The 24,600-nt window shown below is 46.7% G+C and carries 20 protein-coding genes and 2 riboswitches; of the genes, 14 read left to right on the top strand and 6 right to left on the bottom strand.

The genetic code is table 11. The annotated features are described in order from the left end of the window. The first annotated feature begins 15 nt into the window (after positions 1 to 15). The 3 genes from E0698_RS16390 (at position 16) to E0698_RS16380 (ending at position 4,230) form a co-directional block, all read left to right on the top strand. Positions 16 to 1,734 carry a copper resistance CopC/CopD family protein gene (locus E0698_RS16390; RefSeq protein WP_192512230.1) on the top strand — a complete coding sequence of 573 codons (1,719 nt, stop codon included), beginning with the start codon at positions 16 to 18 and terminating at the stop codon, positions 1,732 to 1,734. A 29-nt stretch (positions 1,735 to 1,763) separates the two neighbouring features. Next, a complete protein-coding gene (locus E0698_RS16385; protein WP_192512229.1) occupies positions 1,764 to 2,513 on the top strand; it encodes a YcnI family copper-binding membrane protein in 750 nt (249 codons plus the stop codon). Positions 2,514 to 2,982: 469 nt separating this feature from the next. Further along, positions 2,983 to 4,230: a stalk domain-containing protein gene (locus E0698_RS16380; protein ID WP_192512228.1), complete on the top strand. Its 1,248-nt coding sequence runs from the start codon at positions 2,983 to 2,985 to the stop codon at positions 4,228 to 4,230. A 109-nt stretch (positions 4,231 to 4,339) separates the two neighbouring features. Here the strand turns inward: E0698_RS16380 and E0698_RS16375 are convergent, their stop codons facing one another. Next, complete coding sequence (locus tag E0698_RS16375; protein ID WP_192512227.1) at positions 4,340 to 4,723, bottom strand: winged helix-turn-helix transcriptional regulator; 384 nt, start codon at positions 4,721 to 4,723, stop codon at positions 4,340 to 4,342. Positions 4,724 to 4,910: 187 nt separating this feature from the next. Between E0698_RS16375 and E0698_RS16370 the strand changes: the two genes are divergently transcribed. Continuing rightward, complete coding sequence (locus E0698_RS16370; protein ID WP_134911471.1) at positions 4,911 to 5,585, top strand: NAD(P)H-dependent oxidoreductase; 675 nt, start codon at positions 4,911 to 4,913, stop codon at positions 5,583 to 5,585. Positions 5,586 to 5,786: 201 nt separating this feature from the next. Next, complete coding sequence (locus tag E0698_RS16365; protein WP_192512226.1) at positions 5,787 to 6,938, top strand: response regulator; 1,152 nt, start codon at positions 5,787 to 5,789, stop codon at positions 6,936 to 6,938. Positions 6,939 to 7,032: 94 nt separating this feature from the next. Here the strand turns inward: E0698_RS16365 and E0698_RS16360 are convergent, their stop codons facing one another. Genes E0698_RS16360 through E0698_RS16350 form a run of 3 tightly spaced genes read right to left on the bottom strand, consistent with a single transcriptional unit; the run spans position 7,033 to position 11,539 of the window. Further along, a complete protein-coding gene (locus tag E0698_RS16360) occupies positions 7,033 to 10,104 on the bottom strand; it encodes a hybrid sensor histidine kinase/response regulator (RefSeq protein WP_192512225.1) in 3,072 nt (1,023 codons plus the stop codon). After that, the gene (locus tag E0698_RS16355; protein WP_187644977.1) at positions 10,101 to 10,241 is read right to left on the bottom strand and encodes a hypothetical protein; all 141 of its coding nucleotides are present in this window, start codon (positions 10,239 to 10,241) and stop codon (positions 10,101 to 10,103) included. Before E0698_RS16355 ends, E0698_RS16360 begins: the two co-directional genes overlap by 4 nt. A gap of 41 nt (positions 10,242 to 10,282) precedes the next feature. After that, positions 10,283 to 11,539 carry a DUF445 domain-containing protein gene (locus E0698_RS16350; RefSeq protein ID WP_192512224.1) on the bottom strand — a complete coding sequence of 419 codons (1,257 nt, stop codon included), beginning with the start codon at positions 11,537 to 11,539 and terminating at the stop codon, positions 10,283 to 10,285. A 638-nt stretch (positions 11,540 to 12,177) separates the two neighbouring features. Between E0698_RS16350 and E0698_RS16345 the strand changes: the two genes are divergently transcribed. From E0698_RS16345 to E0698_RS16325, 5 genes are all read left to right on the top strand, one after another. Continuing rightward, on the top strand, positions 12,178 to 13,065 hold the full coding sequence (locus tag E0698_RS16345) for an AraC family transcriptional regulator (protein ID WP_134911474.1): 888 nt from the start codon (positions 12,178 to 12,180) through the stop codon (positions 13,063 to 13,065). Positions 13,066 to 13,163: 98 nt separating this feature from the next. Further along, a riboswitch (cyclic di-GMP riboswitch) is annotated at positions 13,164 to 13,244 on the top strand. Positions 13,245 to 13,286: 42 nt separating this feature from the next. Next, a riboswitch (cyclic di-GMP riboswitch) is annotated at positions 13,287 to 13,368 on the top strand. Positions 13,369 to 13,381: 13 nt separating this feature from the next. Next, positions 13,382 to 14,188 (top strand): transglutaminase domain-containing protein, encoded by an 807-nt coding sequence (locus E0698_RS16340; protein ID WP_192512223.1) that lies wholly within the window; start codon positions 13,382 to 13,384, stop codon positions 14,186 to 14,188. A gap of 390 nt (positions 14,189 to 14,578) precedes the next feature. Then, positions 14,579 to 15,205, top strand: coding sequence for a class D sortase (locus E0698_RS16335; RefSeq protein ID WP_192512222.1), 627 nt, complete (start codon positions 14,579 to 14,581; stop codon positions 15,203 to 15,205). Between the two features lie 215 nt (positions 15,206 to 15,420). Further along, positions 15,421 to 18,993 carry an LPXTG cell wall anchor domain-containing protein gene (locus E0698_RS16330; protein WP_192512221.1) on the top strand — a complete coding sequence of 1,191 codons (3,573 nt, stop codon included), beginning with the start codon at positions 15,421 to 15,423 and terminating at the stop codon, positions 18,991 to 18,993. A 169-nt stretch (positions 18,994 to 19,162) separates the two neighbouring features. After that, entirely contained in the window at positions 19,163 to 19,774 is a 612-nt protein-coding gene (locus E0698_RS16325; protein ID WP_337916301.1) for a GGDEF domain-containing protein, read from the top strand. A gap of 90 nt (positions 19,775 to 19,864) precedes the next feature. Here E0698_RS16325 and E0698_RS16320 read toward each other — a convergent pair whose 3' ends face one another. Next, complete coding sequence (locus tag E0698_RS16320; RefSeq protein ID WP_014279425.1) at positions 19,865 to 20,329, bottom strand: cupin domain-containing protein; 465 nt, start codon at positions 20,327 to 20,329, stop codon at positions 19,865 to 19,867. Positions 20,330 to 20,635: 306 nt separating this feature from the next. Here E0698_RS16320 and E0698_RS16315 point away from each other — a divergent pair, with 306 nt between their 5' ends. The 4 genes from E0698_RS16315 (at position 20,636) to E0698_RS16300 (ending at position 23,716) form a co-directional block, all read left to right on the top strand. Continuing rightward, complete coding sequence (locus E0698_RS16315; RefSeq protein ID WP_192512220.1) at positions 20,636 to 21,394, top strand: amino acid ABC transporter ATP-binding protein; 759 nt, start codon at positions 20,636 to 20,638, stop codon at positions 21,392 to 21,394. A gap of 82 nt (positions 21,395 to 21,476) precedes the next feature. Further along, positions 21,477 to 22,307: a transporter substrate-binding domain-containing protein gene (locus E0698_RS16310; RefSeq protein ID WP_192512219.1), complete on the top strand. Its 831-nt coding sequence runs from the start codon at positions 21,477 to 21,479 to the stop codon at positions 22,305 to 22,307. An 84-nt stretch (positions 22,308 to 22,391) separates the two neighbouring features. After that, a complete protein-coding gene (locus E0698_RS16305; protein ID WP_134911480.1) occupies positions 22,392 to 23,051 on the top strand; it encodes an amino acid ABC transporter permease in 660 nt (219 codons plus the stop codon). 14 nt (positions 23,052 to 23,065) lie between these two features. Next, positions 23,066 to 23,716: an amino acid ABC transporter permease gene (locus E0698_RS16300; protein WP_134911481.1), complete on the top strand. Its 651-nt coding sequence runs from the start codon at positions 23,066 to 23,068 to the stop codon at positions 23,714 to 23,716. Between the two features lie 33 nt (positions 23,717 to 23,749). Here E0698_RS16300 and E0698_RS16295 read toward each other — a convergent pair whose 3' ends face one another. Then, on the bottom strand, positions 23,750 to 24,592 hold the full coding sequence (locus E0698_RS16295; RefSeq protein ID WP_238354034.1) for a LysR family transcriptional regulator: 843 nt from the start codon (positions 24,590 to 24,592) through the stop codon (positions 23,750 to 23,752). Between the last annotated feature and the right edge of the window lie 8 nt (positions 24,593 to 24,600).

Genomic DNA, 24,600 nt, shown 5'->3' with positions numbered 1-24,600 from the left:
GGTGAATTCACGGGCATGTTGCACCTGTTAAGACCAGCCCGCGCGGCTTGTCTTCTGCTGCTGTGTCTACCGTTACTTTTACTGTTTCCTCACTTATCATGGGCTCATGCATTTATCGTTGAATCCAGTCCGACTGAAAATCAGGTTTTGGACAAGCCGCCTTCCCAGGTAAAAATCACCTTCAATGAGAATTTGCAGTCTGCTTTTATGTCGATGAAAGTGACCGATGAAACAGGAAAACGGGTCGATACAGGTAAAGCGCGGCTTAATCCTGAACATGAAGACACGATGGAAATCAAGCTGATTCCGGGGATGAAAAGTGGAATTTACACCGTCAATTGGAGAGCCTTATCGGCGGACGGACATCCGGTCAATGGAGTGATTCCATTTCAAGTCGGCAATGGTTCCAGTGCGTATAAGGACCCCGTTGCCGCCTCCGATAGCTCGGGAGCATCGCGGCCTGACTTAATCGCTACCCGCTGGTTGCTGTATATTGGACAGTCGCTGCTTTTGGGAGCACTCTGTTTCCGACTGTTCATCCTACCGGGTGTGAATCGAAGTCGAGAAGCGAGTGAACAGCAGGAGCTTGATAAACGGGCCTCAATCCCATTATCCCGCTGGACCACGCTGCTGTGGAGTGGCTATGGCATAACGTCTGTCGCCATCCTGATTAGCCTGCCGCTTCAGGCATCTTGGGATGCAGGAGTTTCCATGGGGGAGGGCTTTTCACTTCCAATTCTTGGAGAAGCCCTCCAGTTCACGGGCGCAGGGCAAATCTGGTTCATCCAGATGATTCTCGTGCTGCTCCTGAGCGTTGCGCTGATTTACGCGCTGGATCACAGCATCTCTGACTGCCAGCGCCGTCTCTGGGGTTATGGCTCCGTCGTCATGACGTTGAGCCTTATGCTGTCCAAGGCCTTCACAGGCCATCCGGCGGCGGCGGCCCATCCGGCTCCAGCCATCGCGGCGGACTTCGTCCATCTGGCGGCGGCAGCCTTTTGGGTTGGCTCACTTGCCGTCATGGCAGTGTGCCTGCCTGTTGCCGGGCGAGAACTGCCCGAGTCTGAGCGGGCAGTTCTGCGGCAAGCGGCCCTGCGCCGCTTTGCCGGCTGGGGCATTGCCATGGTGGCGGCGCTGCTCGCCACCGGGATTTATGGAGCCGTGCTGTACGTCCCGGCTCCCTCCATGCTGCTGAACACGTCCTACGGACTCGTTCTGCTCGGAAAAGCAGCGCTGCTGCTGGTCATGCTGGCCTTCGCGGCCAGCCAATTCCGCAGCGCCCGGCAAGCGGCGGCAGCCAAGCGTGCCACCGGGGGCTTGCGCATCGAGCTGTCCGTCGGCCTGCTCGTGATGCTGTTGGCGGCGGTGCTTACCCACCTTTCGCCTGGTCAGGCACCTGCGGTACCGTTTGAGGAAACCCGCACCGCAGGCGAATACAGCATCTCGCTGGCGGTTAGCCCGAATACTGTGGGCAGCAATGAATTTAAGGTAACCGTAAGGGATGCCAAGGGAGCTACCGTTCAGGGCATCCAACAGGTCACACTGACACTCGTCCCGGCAGACCCTGACAAAGCCCGGCAGGAATTTGTTCTCCCTGCACAACAACAGCAGCCATTCCTAACTCAAGAGCTCCTGACCGCCGAAGGAACATGGACTGTACAGGTACATGCTCTGACCGCATCATTGGATGCAGTTGACGCTGAATTTACTCTGCACGTAGGTGGAAAAAGATAATCATTATATTGTTTAAAGGAGCAAATGATATGAATACAACGATTCAAACGGTAAAATCCAGATTTTCCAGACTTGCGACCTCTATGGGTCTGATTGCAGCAGGTGCTTTACTTTTTGCAGGTATGGCCAGTGCCCACGTGACGGTCAAGCCCTCCGTTTCACAGCCTAACGCTTGGGAAACGTACACGCTGAAAGTGCCTGTCGAAAAAAACATTCCAACCACCAAAGTCGCTTTGAAAATCCCGAAAGAAGTCGTTTTCAAGCAGTATGAGCCTGTACCGGATTGGAAAGTAGCAACCGAAAAAGACAGCTCCGGCAAAGTAACCACTGTTACCTGGACGACCGACAAAGATGGCATCCAGGCGGGGCAGTATCAGCGTTTCAGCTTCGTCGCACAAAATGCAGACCAGAATACGGAAGCCGCATGGAACGCTTTCCAATATTACAGCGACGGAAGTATCGTGGAATGGACAGGCGATGAAGGAAGTAACAATCCTCATTCCATTACAAAAATCACGGCTGATGCCACATCCGAGGCTCCTGCGCCTGCCGCAGACAGCGGACACGATTCGGCTGGCACCGCAGCAGGCCATGCGAGCACAGACACGGCTAAGGATAGCAGCAACCCTGCATCCACTTCAAACAATGCTACCGAAGCCGCACCTGCCGCCGCTGCTCCCGCCAGCTCTGGCGCACAAACGACAGCACTCGTTCTCTCGATCATCGCAGTCGTGCTTGGTGCAGTAGCCGTCGGCATTGCGCTCAAGCGCCGCAAGTAATCTTTGTTTGCAAGTGTATAGAAGTTAGTTATATGAATGTATGAATTATATGAGCGATATAAAAAGCAAAAGCTGGCACCTATATAGATGGTGTCAGCTTTTTTGTTCTATTCCTTATTAAACTTGAAATATTTATACAGCAATTACCCATCGACTAGAAAATTGAAATTTATTCTATTATATTTCTCCTCAACTGTTTTGGTTGAAAGAAAAGGAGCCCTTTTAGTTGCTCCATGTAGAAAATTAGGTATTAAAAATGATGAAATATATACACAGAAGGCCAACGGCCGAATTGATCATACTGATTTGATTAGTATGATATCCCGGAGAAAAAGATTCTACATAGAATTCGAAGCAGTGTATATCATTTTAACATTCACCTATCTATCATTTTTTTTGGTAAAATGGTAGAAACCTCACGATTCTAACATGATAGCTTTGCAATCTATGATGCATAGGAGAGTATAAGATGAAAATCGTAAATAAGGCTCTGTTATCCAGCGCTATCTTTCTAAGTGCCGCAGCAGGTATCTATAGCCCGTCGGCGCAGGCGGATGCGGGACAGGTCAGCATTGTGCTGGACGGATATCCGCTGCCTTTCCCAGTACAGCCCGCAGTGATGAGCGGCACGACAATGGTTCCCTTCCGTGCCATTTCCGAAGCTCTCGGCATTACTGTGAAATGGGATCAGGCCAGCCAAAGCATTACTGCCACCAAAGCACAAGGCTCTGCGGCCAAGCAGGTGGTTCTGAAAATGGGTAGCCGCAATGCTACGATAGACGGACAGTCAGTGCAACTAACAGCCGCACCGCAAACCGTGCGCGGCAGCACGATGATTCCGTTAGGCTTCTTCGGACAGCAGTTTGGAGCCACGGTCAACTGGAATCAGGGAACGCGGACGGTATCCATTACATCGCCGCGTGAGCCTATGTATACGGTGGGATTTTACGCGCTATCTTCCTTCGACCAAAAATCCAAAATACCAGATTTTAACGCGGTAGCCTTCGGCTGGAGCCGAATTGATGCGAACGGACAATTTACGACCAGCGGCAAGGAATACAAATGGCCTCAAGCCGCCGACACCGTGACACCAGAGTCCATTGTACAGGAGGCAGACAGTCAGGGGACTTCCCCTTACCTGATGGTCTATTCTGGAGATGGCAATCACGAGCTGACTAAAGTTTTGGAAAATGCACAGCTTCAGGAGCAAACTATTTCCCAAATCGTTAGCACCGCCACCGACAAGCAGTTCAAGGGCATCACGCTGGATCTGGAGGGACTGGGCTGGAGCGGAGATAAAGCCAAAGCGCGTTCAGACTACAACGCCTTCATTCAAAAGCTGTCGGTCAAAGCGCATCAGGCTGGACTCAAGCTCACCGTCGTCCTGCATCCGCTGAACAGCTCTTACTCAGGTTACGACTACAAGACGCTGGGTAATCTGGCGGACGATCTGATCATCATGGCCTATGATTACGGACAAAAAGCAACGCCTGAGCCACTCGATAAAGTGGACGAAGCCATTCGACTGGCTTTGAAGGAAACCTCGCGGGACAAGTTGATTTTAGGCATCTCTATGGGTAGCGAAAAAGACAGCACCGTCAACGCCAAGATCGGTCTAGCCAAACGTTATGACCTGAAAGGCATCGCCATCTGGCGACTGGGCATCATTGGAGAAACCGCCTGGACGCAAATGAACCAATCCATCGAGTTCAAATAAATAAATTTTCACAAGAACGTCTCGCCCTTATTCCGCCTGCTGATGAATTTCATGCGTCTTCCATGCGAAGCTCCATGAGTTCATCAGCGGGCTTTCCTCATTTCACACCTCAACCAGAAGGCTTCCCGCACTTGGAATTGGCCGCTGCGGGCTCACAGGTCTGTTCCCCATAGAAGACACCCCAGTCTCTCATAAAATCCAGCAACGGCCTCAACGTATCGCCCAACGGGGTAAGCGAGTATTCCACACGCGGCGGATTCTCGTTATAGATTTCGCGGTGTACGATACCATCACGTTCCAGCTCACGCAGCTGCAAGGTCAGCATACGCTGCGTAATATTGGGCAAGGTCCGTCGAATTTCGTTATACCGGCGCGGTCCTGTGGTCAAATGATATAAAATGACCCCTTTCCATTTGCCGCCGATAACCCCTACGGTTTTCGCTACCGGACATCCAATGTTCACGCTAACTGTATTTTCCATCTCTTGCGTCATGGTTTCCCCTTCTTTCTGCCGATTGTAGACCGAAGTCTCCAGACTTATGACAAGGAACAAATATGTGCGTACTTGTTCCTGCGAAAAACTTTTTATATGATGACTATACATTCGATATCAGCTCTCATTATAGTAGCAGAAAATAAATGGAGCACCAACTCAACCCAAACCGGAAGGAGTACACTTCATGTCTAATACATCAGCTAAAAAACAGGAAATTCTGGATGCCTTTCTGTTCAGACATGCTACCAAGGAATTCGATCCTGATCGCATCATACCGGAGGAAGATTTTCAATTTATTCTCGAAACCGGGCGACTTTCCCCAAGCTCCGTCGGCTTTGAGCCGTGGCGATTTGTGATTGTACAAAATCAGGCATTGAGAGAAAAGCTGGCTGCGGTTTCAAGCGGGGGCCAAAAACAGATTCCTGCGGCCAGCCATGTCGTCTTGATTTTAGCACGCAAGGATGTCCGTTATGACTCTCCTTATGTGGAGTATATGTATAAAGAGGTTAAAGGGATGTCTGAGGAAGACTTTGCCTCACTGCCGGGCCGATATAAAATTTTTCAGGGTGAAAATCAGCGCCTGCTGGAAAACGAACGTACGTTATTCGACTGGGCTTCCAAGCAGACTTATATCGCCTTGGGCAATATGATGACAGCGGCGGCTCAGATCGGCATTGATTCCTGCCCGATTGAGGGCTTTAACTACGATCAGGTGCATGCCATTCTGGAGGAAGAAGGACTGCTGGAGAATGGGCTGCTGGATATCTCGGTCATCGCTGCCTTTGGTTATCGGGCCCATGAGCCCAAGCGGGAAAAATCCAGACTGCCGTTGGAACAGGTCACACGCTGGATTCTGTAAATATACCTCCAATACTGTCAGTCAAGCTTAAGTATAGTAAACATCCTAACAGGCGGGCTTGCGATCATCCATCTTAACGATGGTCCATCGCAGCCCGCCTTTTTATTTAAAATTTTTTTCTTCTACAACCTTTTGTTTATAGCCGCGGCCAAGTTATCCTATATAATAAGATGTATCTGCCTAAAAAGGGGTAAAGCACACGTGGATAGATCAGAGAAATTGACAAGGATTGTTATTGTCGATGATGAAGAGTTAGCTTTGGATTATATGAAGCGTCTGCTTGGCAAGTTACAAGGCATACATATTGCAGGAGCTTTTACGAATCCGCTCGTGGCTAAGGACTATATTCTACTTGATAATATAGACATAGCCTTTTTGGATGTAAGGCTTCCAGAGATCAGTGGAATTGAATTAGCAAGTCAAATTTTGGAGCACAAACCCCATATTCAGATTGTATTTGTAACGGCTTACGATAAGTACGCTATCCAGGCCTTCGAGCTTAATGCGCTGGATTATCTGCTCAAACCGGTCACGACAGAACGTCTCATCAAAACCATGAATCGCATTCTGAAGCGTAACGATCAAGCTGCCTCCATACCTGAGGATCAGCCTCCCCTTCTTCATTTACAGGTTTTTCAACATGTCGTCTTCACATTACCGGACCAACAGCCCACTGTTCTTCAGTGGAGGACCAAAAAGGCTCAGGAGTTGTTTTTGTACCTGCTCCAAAATCATGACCAATGGGTTCGCAAATCAGCCTTGATTGAATTACTATGGCCGGAATATGAAGAAGATAAGGCCTACTCTCTTTTATATACTGCCGCTTATTACATTAGAAAAACGATAGCGCCGTATCATTCCTTTTTAGAGATTTCCAACACCAATGGCGGTTATATTTTGCATACGCAAAACGTAGTGCTAGATACAGAAAGATGGGAGTCCCTCCTGGCATCCGCTCCACCGATGAACAAGGAATCCATTCACTATTATGTTAAAATAATGGAATTATACAAAGGGGACTATTTACAGGAATATGATTTTTGGTGGGTTGAAAGTGAACGCCAAAGACTGCATAAGATATGGTTAACCACATCATTAAAAATGGCAGAGTGGTATAGAGGGAGCTCCCAGCCTGAAGAGGCGGTTTCTATTTATGAGGGCATCTGTAGTCGTCACCCCCAAGCAGAGGAAGCCTACTGGGGACTAATGAAAACCTATGCTGATATGAACAAAAAAAACTTAGTTAACAAGTGGTATGATTTGTTATCATCCGTCTTATGGGAAGAACTTCATGAGAAGCCCAATGAACAAATTACGAATTGGTTTATAGAGTGGCAAATGGCACATGCCTAGTCTCACGGCTGAAGTCATTCTCCGGAACCCGTAGAACCCCATCAGACCGACGCTTTTCGCCTCGTTCTGTATGAGGTCCTACGGGACAGAGATATTAAGTTTCTTGCCTTTGTGCCCGGGGAACATGGAAGCTCACCGTTGTACCCTGATTGGAATGACTACTAATATACAGCCCCTTACCGAATACTTGCTTCAGACGTCGGTCCGTATTCCGTAATCCAATCCCGCTATACTGTTCTTGCTGAGGATCCAGCAGACGATCCAGCTCCTCCTGACTCATGCCCACACCGTCATCCATAATAGCTATTTCTGTGCCATCCTCCTGCTGCTGAATTCGAATGCACAATGTTCCTCCATCTATCCGATTCATGATACCATGCCTAATCGCATTTTCCGCAAGTGGCTGAATGGACAACGGCGGCAGAAGCAAGGACACCTGTTCGTCTACTTCCCATACAATATCTAGTCTATTCCCAAAACGCTCCTTCTCTATATAAAGATAAGATTTCAGGAGTGCAAGCTCGTATTCCAGTGATACGACTCTATCAAGATTTTGAGGATTGAAGCTTGATCTTAAATATTTACCGAACTCCTCAATAAGATTCACCATTCTGGCGTGATCCACATGACTTAAGGATGCAATGGTATTCAAGGTGTTAAACAAAAAATGAGGTTTGATTTGCGCCTGTAACCATGCAGCTTCCATCCACAGCCGCTCCCTTGCTGACTTTTTAACATCAGTCAAGGCACGGACCCTGGATTTCAATTCCATGGAATCCACAGGCTTCATAATATAATCGTTGGCCCCAGCATGAAATCCCGTATATAAGTCCTCCTGCTGACTACGTGCCGTCAACAGCAACACAGGCAGCTCGGAAATGCTAAAATATTCCCTCACACGCCGAGTTAACTCATAACCCGACATTTGGGGCATCATGACATCGGCTATAATTAAATCCCATTCCCGGTGATCCAACCTATGCAGGGCCTCCTGGGCACTGGTTACAGTGACAAGATCATAAGACTCCGATTCCGAGGCGAGAATGCCCTCTAACACCCTTAAATTAACCGGATCATCATCTACCGCGAGTATGGCCGACCGTGCAGAGCCTGCCGCAACCTGCATCACTGCTTCATTCAGCAAAGCTATAAAATCGGTATCTGCCGCTTCATCCATACGCACCTGCTCGTTATCTCGTAATTCGTCGGGTACAGGTGAGAGGTCAAGTGGTAGCGTGAAAGAAAAGGTTGAGCCTTGCCCAAGTTCAGAGCGTACACTCAGAGATCCCCCATGAAGCTCCACCAATTGCTTGCTGATGCTCAACCCTAGTCCAAGCCCATCCCCAATAACCGTCAAATGAGAATCTCCTTGTTCATATGGATGAAATATTCGCTTTTGCGTCTCCTTATCCATCCCAACGCCAGTGTCACGAACCTCAATACTGGCCATTTCGCCCTGGATGTGTGCGTGAACGGAAATGGTCCCCTCAGCAGTATGTTTAACCGCATTGTGAAGGAGATTGAACAGGATTTGGATTACCCGGTTTTCATCCGCTAATACATTCGGAAAATCAGCAGGGATGTTTACTACCATGTTTAGAGGTTTACCATCTGTCATGAATTGGAGCATATCCAACACACCCGAGGCTACAGCCTGGGGCTTCAAGCTTCCTTTTTCCAGAAAAATATCCTTTTCACGCAGACGTGTAACATCCAGCAAATCATTCAATAATAAGGACATACGGCGACCGACCGTAACGAGCAATTGCATGTTTCTCTTGTTGGGCTCGTCCAGGGCACCATTCTGATTCTCCAGCACGGTCTGTGCTATATTGATCATCCCATGCAGAGGATTTCGCAGCTCATGAGAGGTGTTGGCCAAAAATTCATTTTTTACCTGATCAGCGCGCTGCAGTCTCTCCGTCAGCCTTCTCAGCTCGGCGTTCGTATTAAAAAACCGTTTGAACCAATAGGACGCAAACGCCACAAAGGCCAGCACAATATCCCAAGGGTAATAAGGGAGGTCATTCGTTTTGAACACACCCCACAGTATGCTGGACGCGATGCTAAGGGATGCCAGCAACAGAAAAACAGCCTCTCTTTGCCCTCTGAATGTTCTAAGAAAAGCAACCGTGGGAACCGTAGCACATAGGGTAATGCCTGAGAATGCGATAAGAGCCAACAAAAATGCATAAAGGTTGGATGTAGATGCAAATAAAACCATGACCGCAAAACAACAGTGGGCTATAAAAACAATCTGAATGATGCGGGATCGAGCCAACAGAGACTGCGCCAGCTTCAGTACACACATGCCTATCCCAATATAGGAAAGTATGGTTATCTTTATCGAAAGACTCAAACTGATAGGGAACCAGTCTATTAAAAGCTTGTCATCGTCTGTCAGGATGGATATTACCGTGCAGACTACAATTCCCGCGAAATACAGAAGCGCCTTCTTTTGTGGATTCATAAAAAATATAACGACTACATATAACCCGTGAAGCAGTAAAATAATACATACCATGATTTGCATCAAGATCGCGAAGTTGGTTCGGCTATTCACAGCCTCTGCGCTTCCGAAAATGACAGGCTTCACAATCCCTCCACTGGAAGGAAAATCAAAATTGGATACTTGGATAACAATCTCCATGGCCTGCCTGTTCGTATCAAACATAGCAGAGAACGGAACGGTCGATCCTGTATGCTGTTCGACCTTGTTAGAGACCTGGCCGCTATGACTAACTAAACGGCCGTTGACAAATATGTTGGATGCCGTACTAATCCTCCCGATCCGAAGACCGTATAAAGTGTCCTCCGACCTGCCACTCAAAATAAGCAGCCGATAGGTTCCAACCCCATATGCCTTATGATCCACAGGAGATACCGACTCACTCCATATTCCCGGTACCTGAATGGTCTGACGCTGCTTCTTCATAGATAAGGACTTCAGTTCAGCAGGGGAAGATAATATTCCCGGATAAAACTCCCACTCACCATTTAATGGTATGGTCTTCATCTCCTGCAAATTCAGGCCCCTCAGATCCAGAATTCCCGCCTTGGCCCGTGGATAATCCTGATTGTGGTAATAATCAAACCACAGCATACGCAGGCCGATAATTACGATCAGGAATGACAGCGTAATTAAAAAAAATCTTCGCTTACTCATCCACTTGTCATCCGGTACCATACATCAACGTATCTCTGCCGGGCTCTCATTCGAACCAGCAGCATTGGATGGTGATTCAACACATAATTTACTGTGGCGTGCGGCTTACCCATCAACGCTTGAGCCTCAATTCTCATGCTTCCACAACCTTATCTGTAGCGTTTTCTTCTTTAATGAATCAACCGATCAGCATACGGATACCTGTCAGGACAATACCAATCAGGAAGCCTGTAACCGCGCCGTTAATACGTATCCACTGCAAGTCCTGCCCAAGCTTGTCCTCCATCAGAGCAATCAGGGAATCGTTATCCATTTTATCTACATTTTCGCGTACCAGATTACCAATCCGACTGTGGTTGGCTTCCACCAGTCCCGTAATACCTTCCACAATTCGCGAATTGATCTTGTCCAGCAGCTCGGTATTTCCTTTCAAATCAGCCAGCATCCGATCCAGTAGCGGCAAAATATAAATCGGTACATAGCTGCCGTCTTCCATATAGTCCAATAAGCGTACGCGCAGCTCTTCCATCTTATGGAGCACCGACGCATCGCCTTCCCAGGCATCCACAAGGCCGTTCTTCCAGCCGTTCAGTCCTTCCTGAACCGTATCTTTCGTCGCCAGACGGATTAGCTGTGTTTTCAGTCCATCCAGTATGGCATGGCGGCGCGGATGTTCTTCCCTTTGCAGCTCTGCAACCTGATCCAGCAGAAAATGGCGAATCATTTCACCCATGCGCTCTTCGTTCAGATAGCCAAGGAACGCGTTGAGGGCAAATTGCATCAGCCCGCTCACCTGCAAACCGCTGATAGCCTGCATCCCCAAGGTACCCAGCGTGTAGCCCGTTTCCGGCTTCAAAAGCCAGGATTCGGCCTGCTCCAGCGTGTAATCCAGCGCACGACGGTCATAGCCCTTCTCACTGGTTTGACGGGCAAGCGCCTCTAGCAGCGGTCCGGCGTCGAAGTCTGTCGCCTGCCGCTTGATTTCGGCCGCGATCACCGGGGCCAGTTCTGCAAGCGGAAGCGACCGGACCAGCCGTTTGGCGAGAACATCTATGGATGCGGCCGCTTCCGGCGTGCGCAAGCCCTTTTCCACACCGCCCAGCATCAGATCAGCCAGCCGAATATCGGAAATTTTAGATGCGATACTGTCTTTGCCCAGCAAGTTATTTTCCACCGTACTCACCAGTGCATTCGTGAGCTTGTCCCTGTTTTTGGAGAGAAGTGCCGTATGCGGAATCGGAATGCCCAACGGATGACGGAACAATGCGGTGACGGCGAACCAGTCCGCCAATCCTCCGACAAGTCCGGCCTCAAAAGCACCTGCTAACAAACGAACCCAGCCATATTGCTGAAAAGGCAACGTAGCTGCAAAGCCCGCTCCCAGAACAACCAGCGACCAAGCCGCTGCGGTTTTCGTATTTTTTGGTTTTCCCATCCTATAATCCTCCAAACTGACTGTCGAGTAAGTAAAGCCCTATATCTGTATTACCCATCATATCATTGCCCGTATGAATTCCAAAGCTAAAGGCACTCTATTTCATTTATCATATTATTGAATATATTTACAGTACACTAATCAGCATAAAAAGAGTTCATAGATCCCCCTTATGCGTCTACATATTTGTGAACAAAATCACAACATTGGACCCAATCTAATTTTCTCCATGATAAGCCTAATGAACTATTTCGCTAGAACAAAGACCCATTTTTTTCAAAACGAAAGGATATGCGTGTTGGAAGGTGGAATGGGCATAGAATACCTTTAGCATCCTTTACTGGATTTTATTCCAGAAATGAATTGAACCCATGGAATCTTCGAATTTTTTCAACATAATTTAACTTTTTCGTTTGGAGGAATGAGTTAAAAAAATAGAGGGAACAAGGCTGTTTTCACCATAATAGTACACCTGAATTCGAATGGAAAATAATCCAAAATATAATTTGCTACATGCATATATGTGATGTGATAAAATAAAACCGTATAAATAGGAAATCATGTGTAAACCACCATTTTATTTGTTAAACAAACAGCGATTAGCTCGATAAATTTGATCTTTTGTAAAGGAATTGGATATGACAACAGACCAAAAAAACAACGTGAATGGGACCTTTTGGAGCAGCGATCCAGTCGTCATTGCACGTACTCCCTCCGCTTTTGCTAAGCGATCCCTTTTTTATATACAGGAAATAGGTTATTTCAAAAAAACATCTGCTTATGCCATGGAACGGAAGGAACTCACCTCGTTTCTGCTCGTTTTTACGATATCAGGACAAGGGGAATTGCTATACCGGGAGAAAAAATACATATTGAAGCCTCATGATATGTTTTTCGTGAATTGTGAGGAATACGTACAGTACAGCACCGCTGGTCATGAAGCATGGGAGTTTATCAGTGTAAATGTGTACGGTAATCTGATCGACAATTTCTATGATCAATTTGCCAAGCACAACAAGCCTGTAATATCACTCAACGATCCATGCACCATATTGGACAAGCTGCGTTCCCTGCTATGCGTACAATCTGATAGAACTCTTACTGCAGAGCTGTTTACATCCAGACTCATCGGTGAGTTGCTGACAAATATTTTGCAGCACCCCTACGATCATCCGTATGTAAACCCGGATACGATCACCGAGGTACGCAAGGTTCAGCAATATTTGGATTGCTCCTACAGTGAACGAATTACGCTGGATTCGCTGGCAGACATGTTTGAGTTAAACAAATTCAATCTCGCTAAAAACTTCAAGAAACAGATCGGATTTTCTCCTATCGATTATCTCATTAATGTCCGCATCACAGCGGCTCAAGGCTGGCTTAAAACCAGTGACGAATCCATTGTGGATATCGCAAGGTTTGTAGGTATTCCTAACACCAGCCATTTTATCAACCTATTCAAGGAACATATAGGAGAAACACCGCATTCCTTCCGCAAAAAATGGGGGAATCGAACTAAACTATAAACTCATCTATCGCGACTTTGTCGAAAAACAGAGAAAAATCTGAGATTGTGCTTGCCTGATCGGAAGCCCAACTGATAGAATGATAGATATAGACTGTTCAGGATAAATGGCAAACCTGTCGAAAGGCGGGGACGCAAAGCTACAGGGCCTTCTTTTTAAGATGGCAGCCAGCTACCGGTTGGAGAGGCTTTTTGTCGTTTCTTTTTTTCCTGAAAAACTTTATACGATAATAGCAAACCTGTCGAAAGGCAGGGACGCAAAGCTATAGGGCCTTCTTTTTAAGATGGCAGCCTGGCCGCCGAAAGGAAGTTTTTCTATGAGGAAAAGATCGTCTTTTTTACTAATTTTAGTATTTTTATTATCCATCCCCCTACATACGACAGCATTTGCTGCCGAAAGTCAGGTATGGCTGAATCAAAACAACGTAAACCACGGTATTGTTAATATACGTTATCCTGTCAAGTCCAATGTCAAAACCAAGATCGTAATTACCAAGGATGCGGAGAAATACTCTTATTATCTGAATTCGAGCAAACCTGAGGAAGCATTCGCTCTTCAAATGGGCAATGGCAATTATAACATTCGTTTATTGGAACAGCTAACTGGCAATCAGTATAAAGTGATAGGTGAAGAAACGGTCCAGTTAAATTTGAATGACAGTAAAACCATATACCTCAGTTCTATTCAAAATATTGACTGGAACGATACGAATCAGGCGATTCGGAAAGCCAAGGAATTAACCAAGGGTGCAACGACAGATGATGAAAAGGTGAAACGTATTTACGAGTATGTCATTAGTCATATTAAATACGATTCCAACCAGCCCTTTTCCTTATCACCCGACTATCTTCCACAAATTGATCGTACACTAGTTTCGCAAAAAGATATTTGCTATGGATACGCTTCACTGTTCGCCGCCATGCTTCGAAGTGTGGATGTTCCAACGAAGTTGGTTATGGGCGAATCCTCCTATGTGAATACTTACCACGCCTGGAATGAAGTCAATATCAACAATCAATGGGTTATCATCGACACTACAGTAGATGCCGCTCTAAAAAGCGGAAAACAGAAGTTTGCAATGGTCAAAGAACCCTCCAAATACACAAAAACAAAGCAGTATTAATTTTTTTTTTAGAAAGCCCTGATCACTGCGATCAGGGCTTTTTTCTATTCTTGTTGAGAAATTGTTGAGATACGGAAGGTATTGTATACCTAGTCAGTCATTTAAAACCTATCGTGTTGAATATACTAATTCCGGGACAAGAACAAATATCCATCGTCAACATCAAACCCGTGTCTGGGCCCCCAATAAGTAAACAAGGAAAAGCTAACGGCAAAAACAAGATGACTGGGCCATTAATGTGAAGGCTGTGGATGATGTAAACCCGGTATTAGATAGCATTGTGCCTGAATCTACACCTGCATCCTTTCTCAGACTACACTAAATGGGAAAGGGAGGATTTTTAAAATCAGTATGTGATACACCTTACATAAGTTAGGGAGGTTTTTTAGATTGCGTAAGCTATCATACTTGTTCATCGCCTTGGGAATACTCATTATTTTGTTTCCTAAAGCCAATGAATGGAGCGAAGATCGGAAGCAGAGCGAGCTTTTGAAAGAGGCAGCCGTACTGAACCCTAGCATTATCGACGGCTATAAGCGCTTGTCCAGCAAGCTTGGAGATAACACGGGCATCGAAACCACACGAGGTCCTTCGGTACCCGCAAATGAACCAGACCCTAAGCAACTCCCCATTGCCACCATTAGGATTAATCGTATTGATTTGAAGCTTCCTGTGCTGGAGGGTGCAACTCGGGATAATATGAAGCACGCATCTGTACATATGTCGGAAACGACAGCTCTGGGTCAGACAGGAAACGCCGCCATAGCAGCCCACCGTGCGCGTACAGCAGGACGTTTATTTAATCGGCTGAACGAGGTAAAGATTGGAGATAAAATCATTATTAATACCAAGGGTGAACAATATAGTTATACAGTCTATAAAATTTCGATTGTCGATCCTACAGACGTCTCCGTTCTAAAAAGCTTTGAAAGTCAAAAGCTGCTCACATTAATTACATGTGACCCTCTTGTAAATCCGACACATCGCCTCATTGTTCAGGCCCGACAAAGCACCTAAAGCTGGATCTGTTCGCCATATCCGAACACCCTTGCTGCTCAGATTTACTTAATTTGCAGCGTTAGGGGTTATCTCTATTTCATTGGACAGACTCTTAGTCCGTTGAATATATTACTTCCGGGAAAGAAGGAGGGATGCTATAAACGCCCCGACATGAATACAATATACAGTAATCTTTATACAGTAATCTTTAGACAAGGAGACTTAAATAGAGTATGAGAAAAAAATGGAATGTAATGATTATTGCATTATTACTCATTTTACAAAGCTTTTTTGGCATCACACAAGCTTATGCTCAAATTCCTGCCCCGGATCAGCCGGAGATTGCTGGAAGCGAGTCAGGGCAAACCGTTACAAAAGATGTATATGATATCGTAGTACCCGAAACAGAACCAGTCATAGCACCAGAACAACAGATGCCTCCTTCCCTACCAGCTCCTGTTGTTCAAGCAGCGGCCACCACAAATTCTGAAGAAGCTGCTCAAGCGAGTATTTTAACGAAACTTACCCTGACCGATGCGACCGGTCAAGTGATTGATGCGGTATACAATCCCGATAGTCGCTTGGACATTGATGATGCAGTCCATCTCATTTATGACTGGGAGCTTCCCAACAATACGTACAAAGCCGGAGACACTTTTACCTTTCAATTGCCCGAGCAATTTGAAATCTACACAGATATCTCCTCTCCTTTGGTTACGGCAGATGGAAATGTTGGCCATTTCACGGTAGACCGCCAAGGCAAAGTGGTCATGACTTTCAACGATTACGTGGAGAGCCATTCCAATGTCAGCGGAAAGCTGGAGGTTAAGACCGAGTTCAGCAAGCAAATAGAAAAAGGCAGTACAGAGGTCATTATCGCCATCCCGATCAAGGGTGGCGTACAAACAGCAGTCGTAAATATCAAGCCTGCGGCAGGCTCTTCCTTGGATAAGCAAGGGAAGGCCAATGGAACCCATCAGATTGATTGGACGATTGACGTAAATAAACAATTGGATACGGTTCAACATGCTGTAGTCACCGACCCGACTCCCCAAGGATTGGAGCTGGTAAGGGATTCTATTCGGTTATACCATTTACAAATCAACGTGGATGGTTCAACCTTGCTGCGTGATCCGGTGGATAAGGATACGTATACGCTGGAAGCCGATTCGGCTGGTACCGGCTTCATCATCCGTTTTAAAGATGAAAACATCAGCAGCGCATACCGAATCCAATACTCCACTAACATCACCAGCGAAGAATCCCGTTTTTCCAACACAGCCACTTTTTCAGGCAACAATACGAAAGACGCTTCTGCAACAGCTACAGTAACCGTTCAACGCGGCGAATTTTTGTCCAAAAAAATGGAGCAATACGACCCGGTTACTCAAACGGTATCCTGGGCGATCAAGTATAATTTTGGCGAAAAGAAAATTCCCGCCGGGAAAGCCGTGTTAGCTGACCGCTTCAACAAAAGCCAGCAGCTCATGGCCGGTTCGCTTAAAGTGTACAAAGGAGCTACTTCTGAGGAACTTTCATCCTCCGAATATACCGTCTCACTGGTTAACAATGAAACGGCCAACGGCTTCGATTTACGCTTCAACTCCGATGTGGAGGCAGCATACACGATACGCTATCAAACCAAGGCCATAGATCGTGTACTTAAAAATGAACGGATAACGAATACCGTAACGTCTGATGGAGTAACCAAAGATACTACTACCGAGCTAAAAAGCGGGGTCATTGTTAAAGGCTTCAAGGAACCGAACTACAACACAAAAACGATTCCCTGGGTTATTGCCATCAATACGGATAAATACACGATGAATCAGGTTGTGATCAACGATACGTTTCCGAATGGCGGTCTGGCTCTCTTACCAGATACATTAAAGATCCAAAGCGCAGACGGAAAATCAACACTAACATCACCAGCAGATTATGAGCTGATTCCTTTATCGCAAGACTATAAGCAAGGATTCACGATACGTTTCCATAAAACGATCCAGGACGCGTATACCATCAGCTATTCAACAACGTTTAATAATGAATGGAAAAAAGATACGAGCAAGCCGGATTTCTGGAATAAAGCTTCCATCTCATGGGTACAAAATGGAACCCCCTACTCTGCTGCAGCCGAAGCCCGGCTATGGCCTGACAATCTGACACAGCAGAACGGCGCCAAGCAAGGAAGCTATAACGCTACATCCAAGCACATCACATGGGACATCTTGACGAACTATAACCGTAAAACCCTGAATCAGGCTGAAATAAAGGATACGCTACAGCAAGGGCAGAAGCTGGTTCCCGGCTCTGTCAAAGTGTATGACATGACACTGCTCGGATGGTGGAATGGTGTGGAAAAGGGAGCTGAACTGTCAGCAGACCAATATACCCTTGTTCTTCCCACCACTGATAACGGCAATGAGCTGCGTATCCGTTTTAATGAACAGATCAACACTCCCTACTGGATCACTTTCCAGACCACATTGGAGGGAGAGCTTATTGATAAAGAAATCAACAATAAGGCTCTGCTGATGGATGGAAATAACATGATCTCCGAGTGGGCAGCCAAAGTAACTGTGCCTCATGGCGGAGAATACGTTACAAAATCCGGTAGCCAGAATGGTAATAAGATCGACTGGCAGATCCGGATCAACGAAGGGCAATCTTATGTCTCCAACGCCAAAATCGTGGATACACCCAGCAGCAATCAAATCCTGATTGAAGATTCCTTTCATTTGTATTCCACCAAAGTATCAGCCAACGGAGAAGCTGCCAAAGATACTGAATTAGTCAAAGATCAGGATTATAAGCTGAAAATTACGACAAACGATCAAGGTCAGCAATCTTTTGAGCTCGTCTTCACACAGGGCATTTCATCCGGCTATATTTTGGAATATCAATCCTTTATTCAAGCCGATGATAAAGCGAAAGTGAGTAACAGCGTCTATTTTGAGGGCGACCGCTTAACTACGGAGCTGAGAGAAACCAGTAAAGAAATCATCGTGCGGACATCCTCCGGTTCAGGTTCAGGGGGAGGCATAACAGGAAGCCTGGAAGTGACCAAGGTCGACCAGGATCATCCTGACAAGGTGTTATCTGGAGCACGCTTTGCACTCTATGATAAGAGCCAAAAAAGAGCCCCGCTCATTCAAACTACCAATGCAGACGGGAAAATTTTGTTCAATTCATTGCTGTATGATGATTATATTCTGGAGGAACTTGCGGCTCCAGCAGGCTATAAAATAACAACCTCGAAGACAGCGGTCAAAATAGACGCTACGGTTAAACAAAGCTCAGGTATTAAGCAGATTGTGGTAACCAATGAAAAAGAGACCCCTGTCGATCCGGGTAAACCTACCAATCCAGGAACGCCTACGAATCCGGGTTCAGGTAAAAAGCGCGATAAAGATCCTGAACCCACAGAAACACCGATTGTACCCGTTAAGCCAGTAACCAATGAACCACAGATCGTTGAAGATGAAGATGTGCCATTGGGTGTTCCAGTGATTGAGCAGCCTCCTGTAGAACCCGATGCGCTACCGAAATCGCCAGAAATTGATCCTCCTCAGGAATCGTCTCCACCTGTAGAGATTGAAGATGAACCCATACCTAAAGGAGGCATCAAGTTCCCTGTTGAGGACCCCGAGGACCCAAGTGATCCAGGTCGTACTCCGCAGGTAAATAAATTACCGCAGACAGGAGAAAACAGTCCTGCTCCCTTCTATTTGAGCGGAATGTCTTTCATTCTTCTGGGTGCCTATTTGAAATACAGACGGATGCATAAAAATAAAAGAATTAAATAATCAAATACTCCCCTTTCTCGGCTTATACAAAGCGAGGAAGGGGTACTATCATGATATGGGTGGTGACATGAACTTGAATTTAGCTCAAAACTCCTATATGCTCTTATGCTTATTGATCTTAAACCTGATCGTATGGACATGCCTTGGGATTTTTTTAAGGTCCGTATTTGTGGAAAGAACTACGCTAAGGAAACTCGCTTACCAAGACCCTGTAACAGGTTTGTTCAATCGGAATGCGCTCAACCACTTTTGGCAGCAATATAAAGGCAAAGAAAGCACCGCTATTTTATACATTGACCTGGACGGCTTCAAAGCCATTAATGATGCTTATGGGCACAAGGTGGGCGATATGCTGCTACATGAAGTCAGCCTTCATCTGCTACAAGTCATGAATGCGAACCAAAAGGCTTTTCGAATTGGAGGGGATGAATTTTTACTCATAATAAAAAATTTTGATTCCGACCAGGTAAAAATTTTGGCGGAGCTCCTCCTAAGAAAAATCAGTAGCGCCTACAGCATTCATGGACACAGACTATCTGTCACGGGAAGTATTGGCATTAGTTTGAACTCATCCCAGAAGGAGAATCTGCAGACATTGCTCAAAGAGGCGGATATCGCCATGTACCATGCCAAACGAATGGGAAGAAATCGTTATGCCGTGTATTCCAAGATTAACCGGAAACAGAGCAGTTCATACAACACTACACGGATCAAAAACCTCGCAAAAGATATTCGAAAGCGCCATAATGTCCATGCCAAAAAACAACCTGCACCTCTATAAGCTAGGAAACAATCCAAACCCAGTTGAGAATATAAATCAGGCGGGCCATTCCTGTTGATTTAAGGAACACGCCCGCCAATAAAAACTTCCTTATTCAGTTTTACCCTTTGCAATCAGCTTGAAATCGTCAAAGTGGAATCCCGGAGCAACGACACAGGTTACCAGCACAGGCTCATCCCCAAGCGGACGTGCCGTTTGCCATACTGTGCCCGGCACCAGCGCTTGTGGATGCTGTCCTGCCTCCACATCAGCACCGACGATAATCACGGTTTCTTCACCCGGTTGTTCTCCGCTTCCACCCAATTTCAACTCCACTGGGCTGCCGCTATGATACAGCCACAGCTCATCCGAATGCACGACATGCCACTCGGAGAACTCGCCCGGATGCAGCAAAAAATACGTCGATGAAGCTGCAAAGCGCGGACCGGAATACACATCCGGCAGTACAGGCTTCGGAATTTGAAAATGGGACTTCCACATTTCTTTGTACCAGCCGCCTTCCGGATGGGGCTCCATGCCCAATGCGGTTACCAGCGGTGAAATAGCTTTCGTCATTGCACTAACCTTCCTTTACCCTAAATTCCTTCTCCCCTACTGTAAAACATACCGTTGCTTTTGTCACGTTTCTCCCTTGGAATGTCGAAGGTCGTTATTTTGTGTCATATTTAGTAACATTGAATTGTGTGTATTTACTCATTTCCATATAAAAATAGCGATTTACTCATGAATAATTACATAAAAATATATTGCAAGTTAAGTTTTGTGACATAAAATCTTGTTTTTTATTGTAAGCTTATAGTATCATGAGAGAAATTTTGAAATTTTGATAGAGCTTGATCATGTCAGCCAATCTACCAAGCTATGTATCCAAGCCTGAAAGGGGTGAGCCTTCTGATCCAGTTTCGTAACGTTAACAAGCATTTTGGTCACTTCCATGTACTTAAAGACATCAATCTTCAGATTAAGGAGGGCGAGGTCGTCGTGATCATTGGACCCTCCGGCTCGGGTAAAAGCACCCTGCTACGCTGCATCAATCGTCTGGAAACCATATCGGACGGGGAACTGATCGTCAACGAGATACCTGTACATGACAAAAAGATTGATATTAACGCCTTCCGGCGCAATATCGGTATGGTATTCCAGCACTTCAATTTGTATCCCCATAAAAAGGTAATCGAGAATATTGTACTCGCACCCATGAAGGTGCTGGGCATCTCGAAGGAAGAGGCTACCCAAACAGCCTTCACCTATTTGAAGCGTGTTGGAATCGAGGAAAAGGCACAGAGCTACCCCGCTCAATTGTCGGGCGGACAGCAGCAACGGGTTGCTATCGCCCGTGGCCTCGCGATGAATCCGAAAATTATGCTGTTTGACGAACCTACCTCCGCTCTTGATCCTGAAACCATCGGGGAGGTACTGGATGTTATGCGTTCGCTCGCCCATCAGGGCATCACCATGGTCATTGTGACTCATGAAATGGGCTTTGCCCGTGAAGTAGCGGATCGCGTCATTTTCATGGACAAAGGACAGATTTTAGAAGACAGTCAGCCTGCCGAGTTTTTTCAGAATCCGGGTGAAGAGCGGGCGCGCCTGTTCCTAAGCCGTCTGATTCATCATTAAACAGACCTTGAATGGATTCAGGATTTTTGCAAACTCCTCTGGAGTGTAAATTCAGAATGTAAATCGAAAGGGGATTGTTCAAATGAGAAAAAGATATTCATGGAGTGCCCTTATGCTGCTTATGCTGTCCTGTCTACTCGTTTTGGCTGGCTGTGGAGGCAAGCAAGGAACGGCAACGTCGGGGAATGAGGCGGCGGTAGCCAATGGGCTGGAAGCCATCAAGCAGCGTGGCAAGCTGGTTGTTGGTGTGAAATACGACACCAAGCTGTTCGGTCTGAAAGACCCGGCTAGCGGGAAAGTAGAAGGCTTTGATATCGACATTGCCAAGGCGGTAGCCAAACATATTTTTGGAGACGAAACCAAGCTTGAATTGAAGGAAGTCACGTCCAAGACACGAATCACCTTGCTGCAAAACGGGGACATCGACGCCATTATCGCGACCATGACCATTTCGGACGAACGTAAAAAGCAGGTCGATTTCAGCGACGTCTACTTTAACGCCGGGCAATCCCTGCTCGTGAAAAAAGGAAGCCCGATTACCGGTCTGGAGTCCCTGACTCCTGATACCAAGGTACTCGCAGTTAAAGGCTCCACCTCCGCCAAAAATATCCGCGAAAAAGCACCCAAAGCGACTGTACTGGAGTTTGAGAACTACCAGGATGCATTTAATGCACTCAAGGCAGGTCAAGGGCAAGCGTTGACCACCGATAACTCTATTTTGCTCGGCATGCAACAGCAAGATCCGAATTACACCATCGTAGGCGGAAACTTCACTGAGGAACCTTACGGCATTGCGGTGAAGAAGGGACAAACCGAATTGCTGCAAGCCATTAACGATACGCTCAAGGAACTGAAAAGCAACGGTCAATACGATAAGCTCCACGAGCAATGGCTTGGGGTTAAACCCGAATAATATTCTTGTGAAGGAGCCGCAGTTGCGTGCTCCTTCCTTTCTTTAGAAAAGCCCATCACTCTGGATAAGGAGGTAAATCCGCAGATGCTTACTTTTGATATCAACGTACTTTTCGACCACGGTGACCGCTTTAGAGAAGGCTTGCTTCATACCGTTCAAGCCAGTGTCATTGCCTTGATCGGAAGCTTTATTCTGGGCGCGATCATCGCTATCCTCCGAATTGCGCCCTTTCAATGGCTTAACTGGATTGGGACTGTCTATGTAGAGGTCATTCGTAATATCCCGTTACTGATCGTTGTATTGTTCTTTTATCTGGGACTTCCTACTTTGGGTGTTCCTTTGGATGGTTTTGTGTCTGGAACGCTTGGCTTGACCGTGTACACCGCCTCCTTTATTGCAGAAGCGATACGTGCCGGCATCCAGTCCGTACCGAAGGGGCAATTTGAAGCCGCGCGCTCCTCCGGGCTGAGTTACAACCAGACGATGATCAGCATTATTTTGCCGCAAGCGATTAAAATTGTACTGCCTGCGATTGGCAACCAATTCATCAATCTGGTCAAAAACTCTTCCGTACTGGCCATAGTAGCCGGACTGGACCTGATGTATTATTCGGATCTGATTAACTCGGATACCTTTATGCCCATCACCGTCTATGCCATTACAGCGTTGTTATACCTTACATTGACGGTTCCGCTCAGCTTTCTTGTTCTGTACATGGAGCGTCGTCTGTCCAAAACATCCTAAGGAGGGAAGCCCGTATGGATTTCAGTGGCTTGTTTGTATGGCCTAATGTGCGTTTTATACTGGAGGGCTTCCTGCTGACGCTGGAGGTGGCCGTGTACTCCATCGTGTTCAGCTTCGCGCTCGGTATCGTGTTCGGCATCCTGCGCTATACGCGCTTACCTGTCATTTCGCAAGTAGCGGCCTTTTTGATTGATCTGATCCGCAATCTTCCGTTATTGCTCATTATTTTCTTCATCGGTATGGTCTTACCGTCCATTGGTCTTTCCATTTCACTTAAATGGGCAGCCATTACGGGCCTGTCGATCTTTGAGGGGGCCATGATCGCCGAGATTGTCCGTAGCGGTTTGAACTCCGTTCATAAAGGACAGATTGAAGCCGCACGGTCCTCCGGGCTGAGCTATTCCAGAACGTTATGGCATATCATTCTGCCGCAAGCGCTCCGCCGCATGGTGCCACCTATCGTCAGTCAGTTCATTTCCCTGCTCAAGGATACTTCTCTCGCGGTCATTATCAGTCTGCCGGAGCTGACGCATAACATTCAGATTGTCGGTGGTCAAAATCAGTCGTTCGTCATTCCGGCTCTGCTGTTCGCCGCTTTCCTGTACTTCGCTGTCAATTACAGCATGTCGCTGCTTGCACGCAGGCTGGAAGTTCGTACTCATTAGCATTCATTACACATAGCTTGATCAGGGCTGCCGCTAGCCTGAACGTTCTGTCAGCACAGCATGTATTTTTTCAATCAGCCGTTTAATGGCTTCTCCCGTGTAACGGTCTGACCGATGAATCAGCTCCAGCCGAACCTCGGGTACTCCCCGTGAAATAGGTACTGCACAAAGGGATGAACGGTCCAGGGATACTGCGAGGGATTTGGTCTGGATAGTCACTGCAAGTCCCTCCTGTACCCAGCGCAGGATCGCAGGAATGGAATGGGTCTCCATAACCGTGGTAAAAGAATACCCGCGATCACAGAAGTATTTTTCAATGTGCCTTCTACCCGGATGATCCCCTGGCTGCATAGCCCAAGGCATGTGCCTCAATTCGTCCAGTGCAATCGAAGAACGGTTGGCAAACGCATGTCCTGCGGGGACAATAAGACAGTAGCTCTCCGTCCGAAGCGGTAGCTGGACGAGCCTTTCATCTATACCTGAGTGCAGCGTAATGCCAAGGTCCATCCGGTTATCCAACACCTGCTCCAGCAATTCAAATGATGGGTGGATGTGCAGACTGATTTTAGGAAACAAACGATGAAAATCCATAAACATCTCTTGCAATGGTTCCTCCAGCTCCGGCAAAGCGATACCGATCCGTAAGCTTCCCCGTTGCTCGGTGCGAAGCTCCTCAATGGAAGCTTTCGCCTGCTGTAGATCCTTGAGCGCATGAGCGCTGTGCTGTAGCAACAGTTTTCCAGCCTCTGTCATTTTGATCTTTTTGCCTGCACGATTAAAGAGAGTCATCCCCAGTTCTTCCTCCAACGCCTTAATTTGCAAACTGAGCGTAGGCTGGGAGATTCCGATCTTTTCAGAAGCTTTCGTAAAATGCAGTTCCTCGC

The sequence above is a fragment of the Paenibacillus sp. 23TSA30-6 genome, from assembly GCF_014858585.1.
In the GTDB taxonomy this organism is placed as follows: Bacteria; Bacillota; Bacilli; order Paenibacillales; family Paenibacillaceae; genus Paenibacillus.
Note: the sequence above shows the minus strand (reverse complement) of the source record. Positions and strands in the feature narration are given on the sequence as shown.

What these genes read in the sequence shown, in the direction of transcription:
- E0698_RS16390 (WP_192512230.1), top strand. Translation starts at nt 16, where the DNA reads ATGTTGCACCTGTTAAGACCAGCCCGCGCGGCTTGTCTTCTGCTGCTG.
- E0698_RS16385 (WP_192512229.1), top strand. Translation starts at nt 1,764, where the DNA reads ATGAATACAACGATTCAAACGGTAAAATCCAGATTTTCCAGACTTGCG.
- E0698_RS16380 (WP_192512228.1), top strand. Translation starts at nt 2,983, where the DNA reads ATGAAAATCGTAAATAAGGCTCTGTTATCCAGCGCTATCTTTCTAAGT.
- E0698_RS16375 (WP_192512227.1), bottom strand. Translation starts at nt 4,723, where the DNA reads ATGACGCAAGAGATGGAAAATACAGTTAGCGTGAACATTGGATGTCCG.
- E0698_RS16370 (WP_134911471.1), top strand. Translation starts at nt 4,911, where the DNA reads ATGTCTAATACATCAGCTAAAAAACAGGAAATTCTGGATGCCTTTCTG.
- E0698_RS16360 (WP_192512225.1), bottom strand. Translation starts at nt 10,104, where the DNA reads ATGAGTAAGCGAAGATTTTTTTTAATTACGCTGTCATTCCTGATCGTA.
- E0698_RS16355 (WP_187644977.1), bottom strand. Translation starts at nt 10,241, where the DNA reads ATGAGAATTGAGGCTCAAGCGTTGATGGGTAAGCCGCACGCCACAGTA.
- E0698_RS16350 (WP_192512224.1), bottom strand. Translation starts at nt 11,539, where the DNA reads ATGGGAAAACCAAAAAATACGAAAACCGCAGCGGCTTGGTCGCTGGTT.
- E0698_RS16345 (WP_134911474.1), top strand. Translation starts at nt 12,178, where the DNA reads ATGACAACAGACCAAAAAAACAACGTGAATGGGACCTTTTGGAGCAGC.
- E0698_RS16340 (WP_192512223.1), top strand. Translation starts at nt 13,382, where the DNA reads ATGAGGAAAAGATCGTCTTTTTTACTAATTTTAGTATTTTTATTATCC.
- E0698_RS16330 (WP_192512221.1), top strand. Translation starts at nt 15,421, where the DNA reads ATGAGAAAAAAATGGAATGTAATGATTATTGCATTATTACTCATTTTA.
- E0698_RS16320 (WP_014279425.1), bottom strand. Translation starts at nt 20,329, where the DNA reads ATGACGAAAGCTATTTCACCGCTGGTAACCGCATTGGGCATGGAGCCC.
- E0698_RS16315 (WP_192512220.1), top strand. Translation starts at nt 20,636, where the DNA reads ATGTATCCAAGCCTGAAAGGGGTGAGCCTTCTGATCCAGTTTCGTAAC.
- E0698_RS16310 (WP_192512219.1), top strand. Translation starts at nt 21,477, where the DNA reads ATGAGAAAAAGATATTCATGGAGTGCCCTTATGCTGCTTATGCTGTCC.
- E0698_RS16305 (WP_134911480.1), top strand. Translation starts at nt 22,392, where the DNA reads ATGCTTACTTTTGATATCAACGTACTTTTCGACCACGGTGACCGCTTT.
- E0698_RS16300 (WP_134911481.1), top strand. Translation starts at nt 23,066, where the DNA reads ATGGATTTCAGTGGCTTGTTTGTATGGCCTAATGTGCGTTTTATACTG.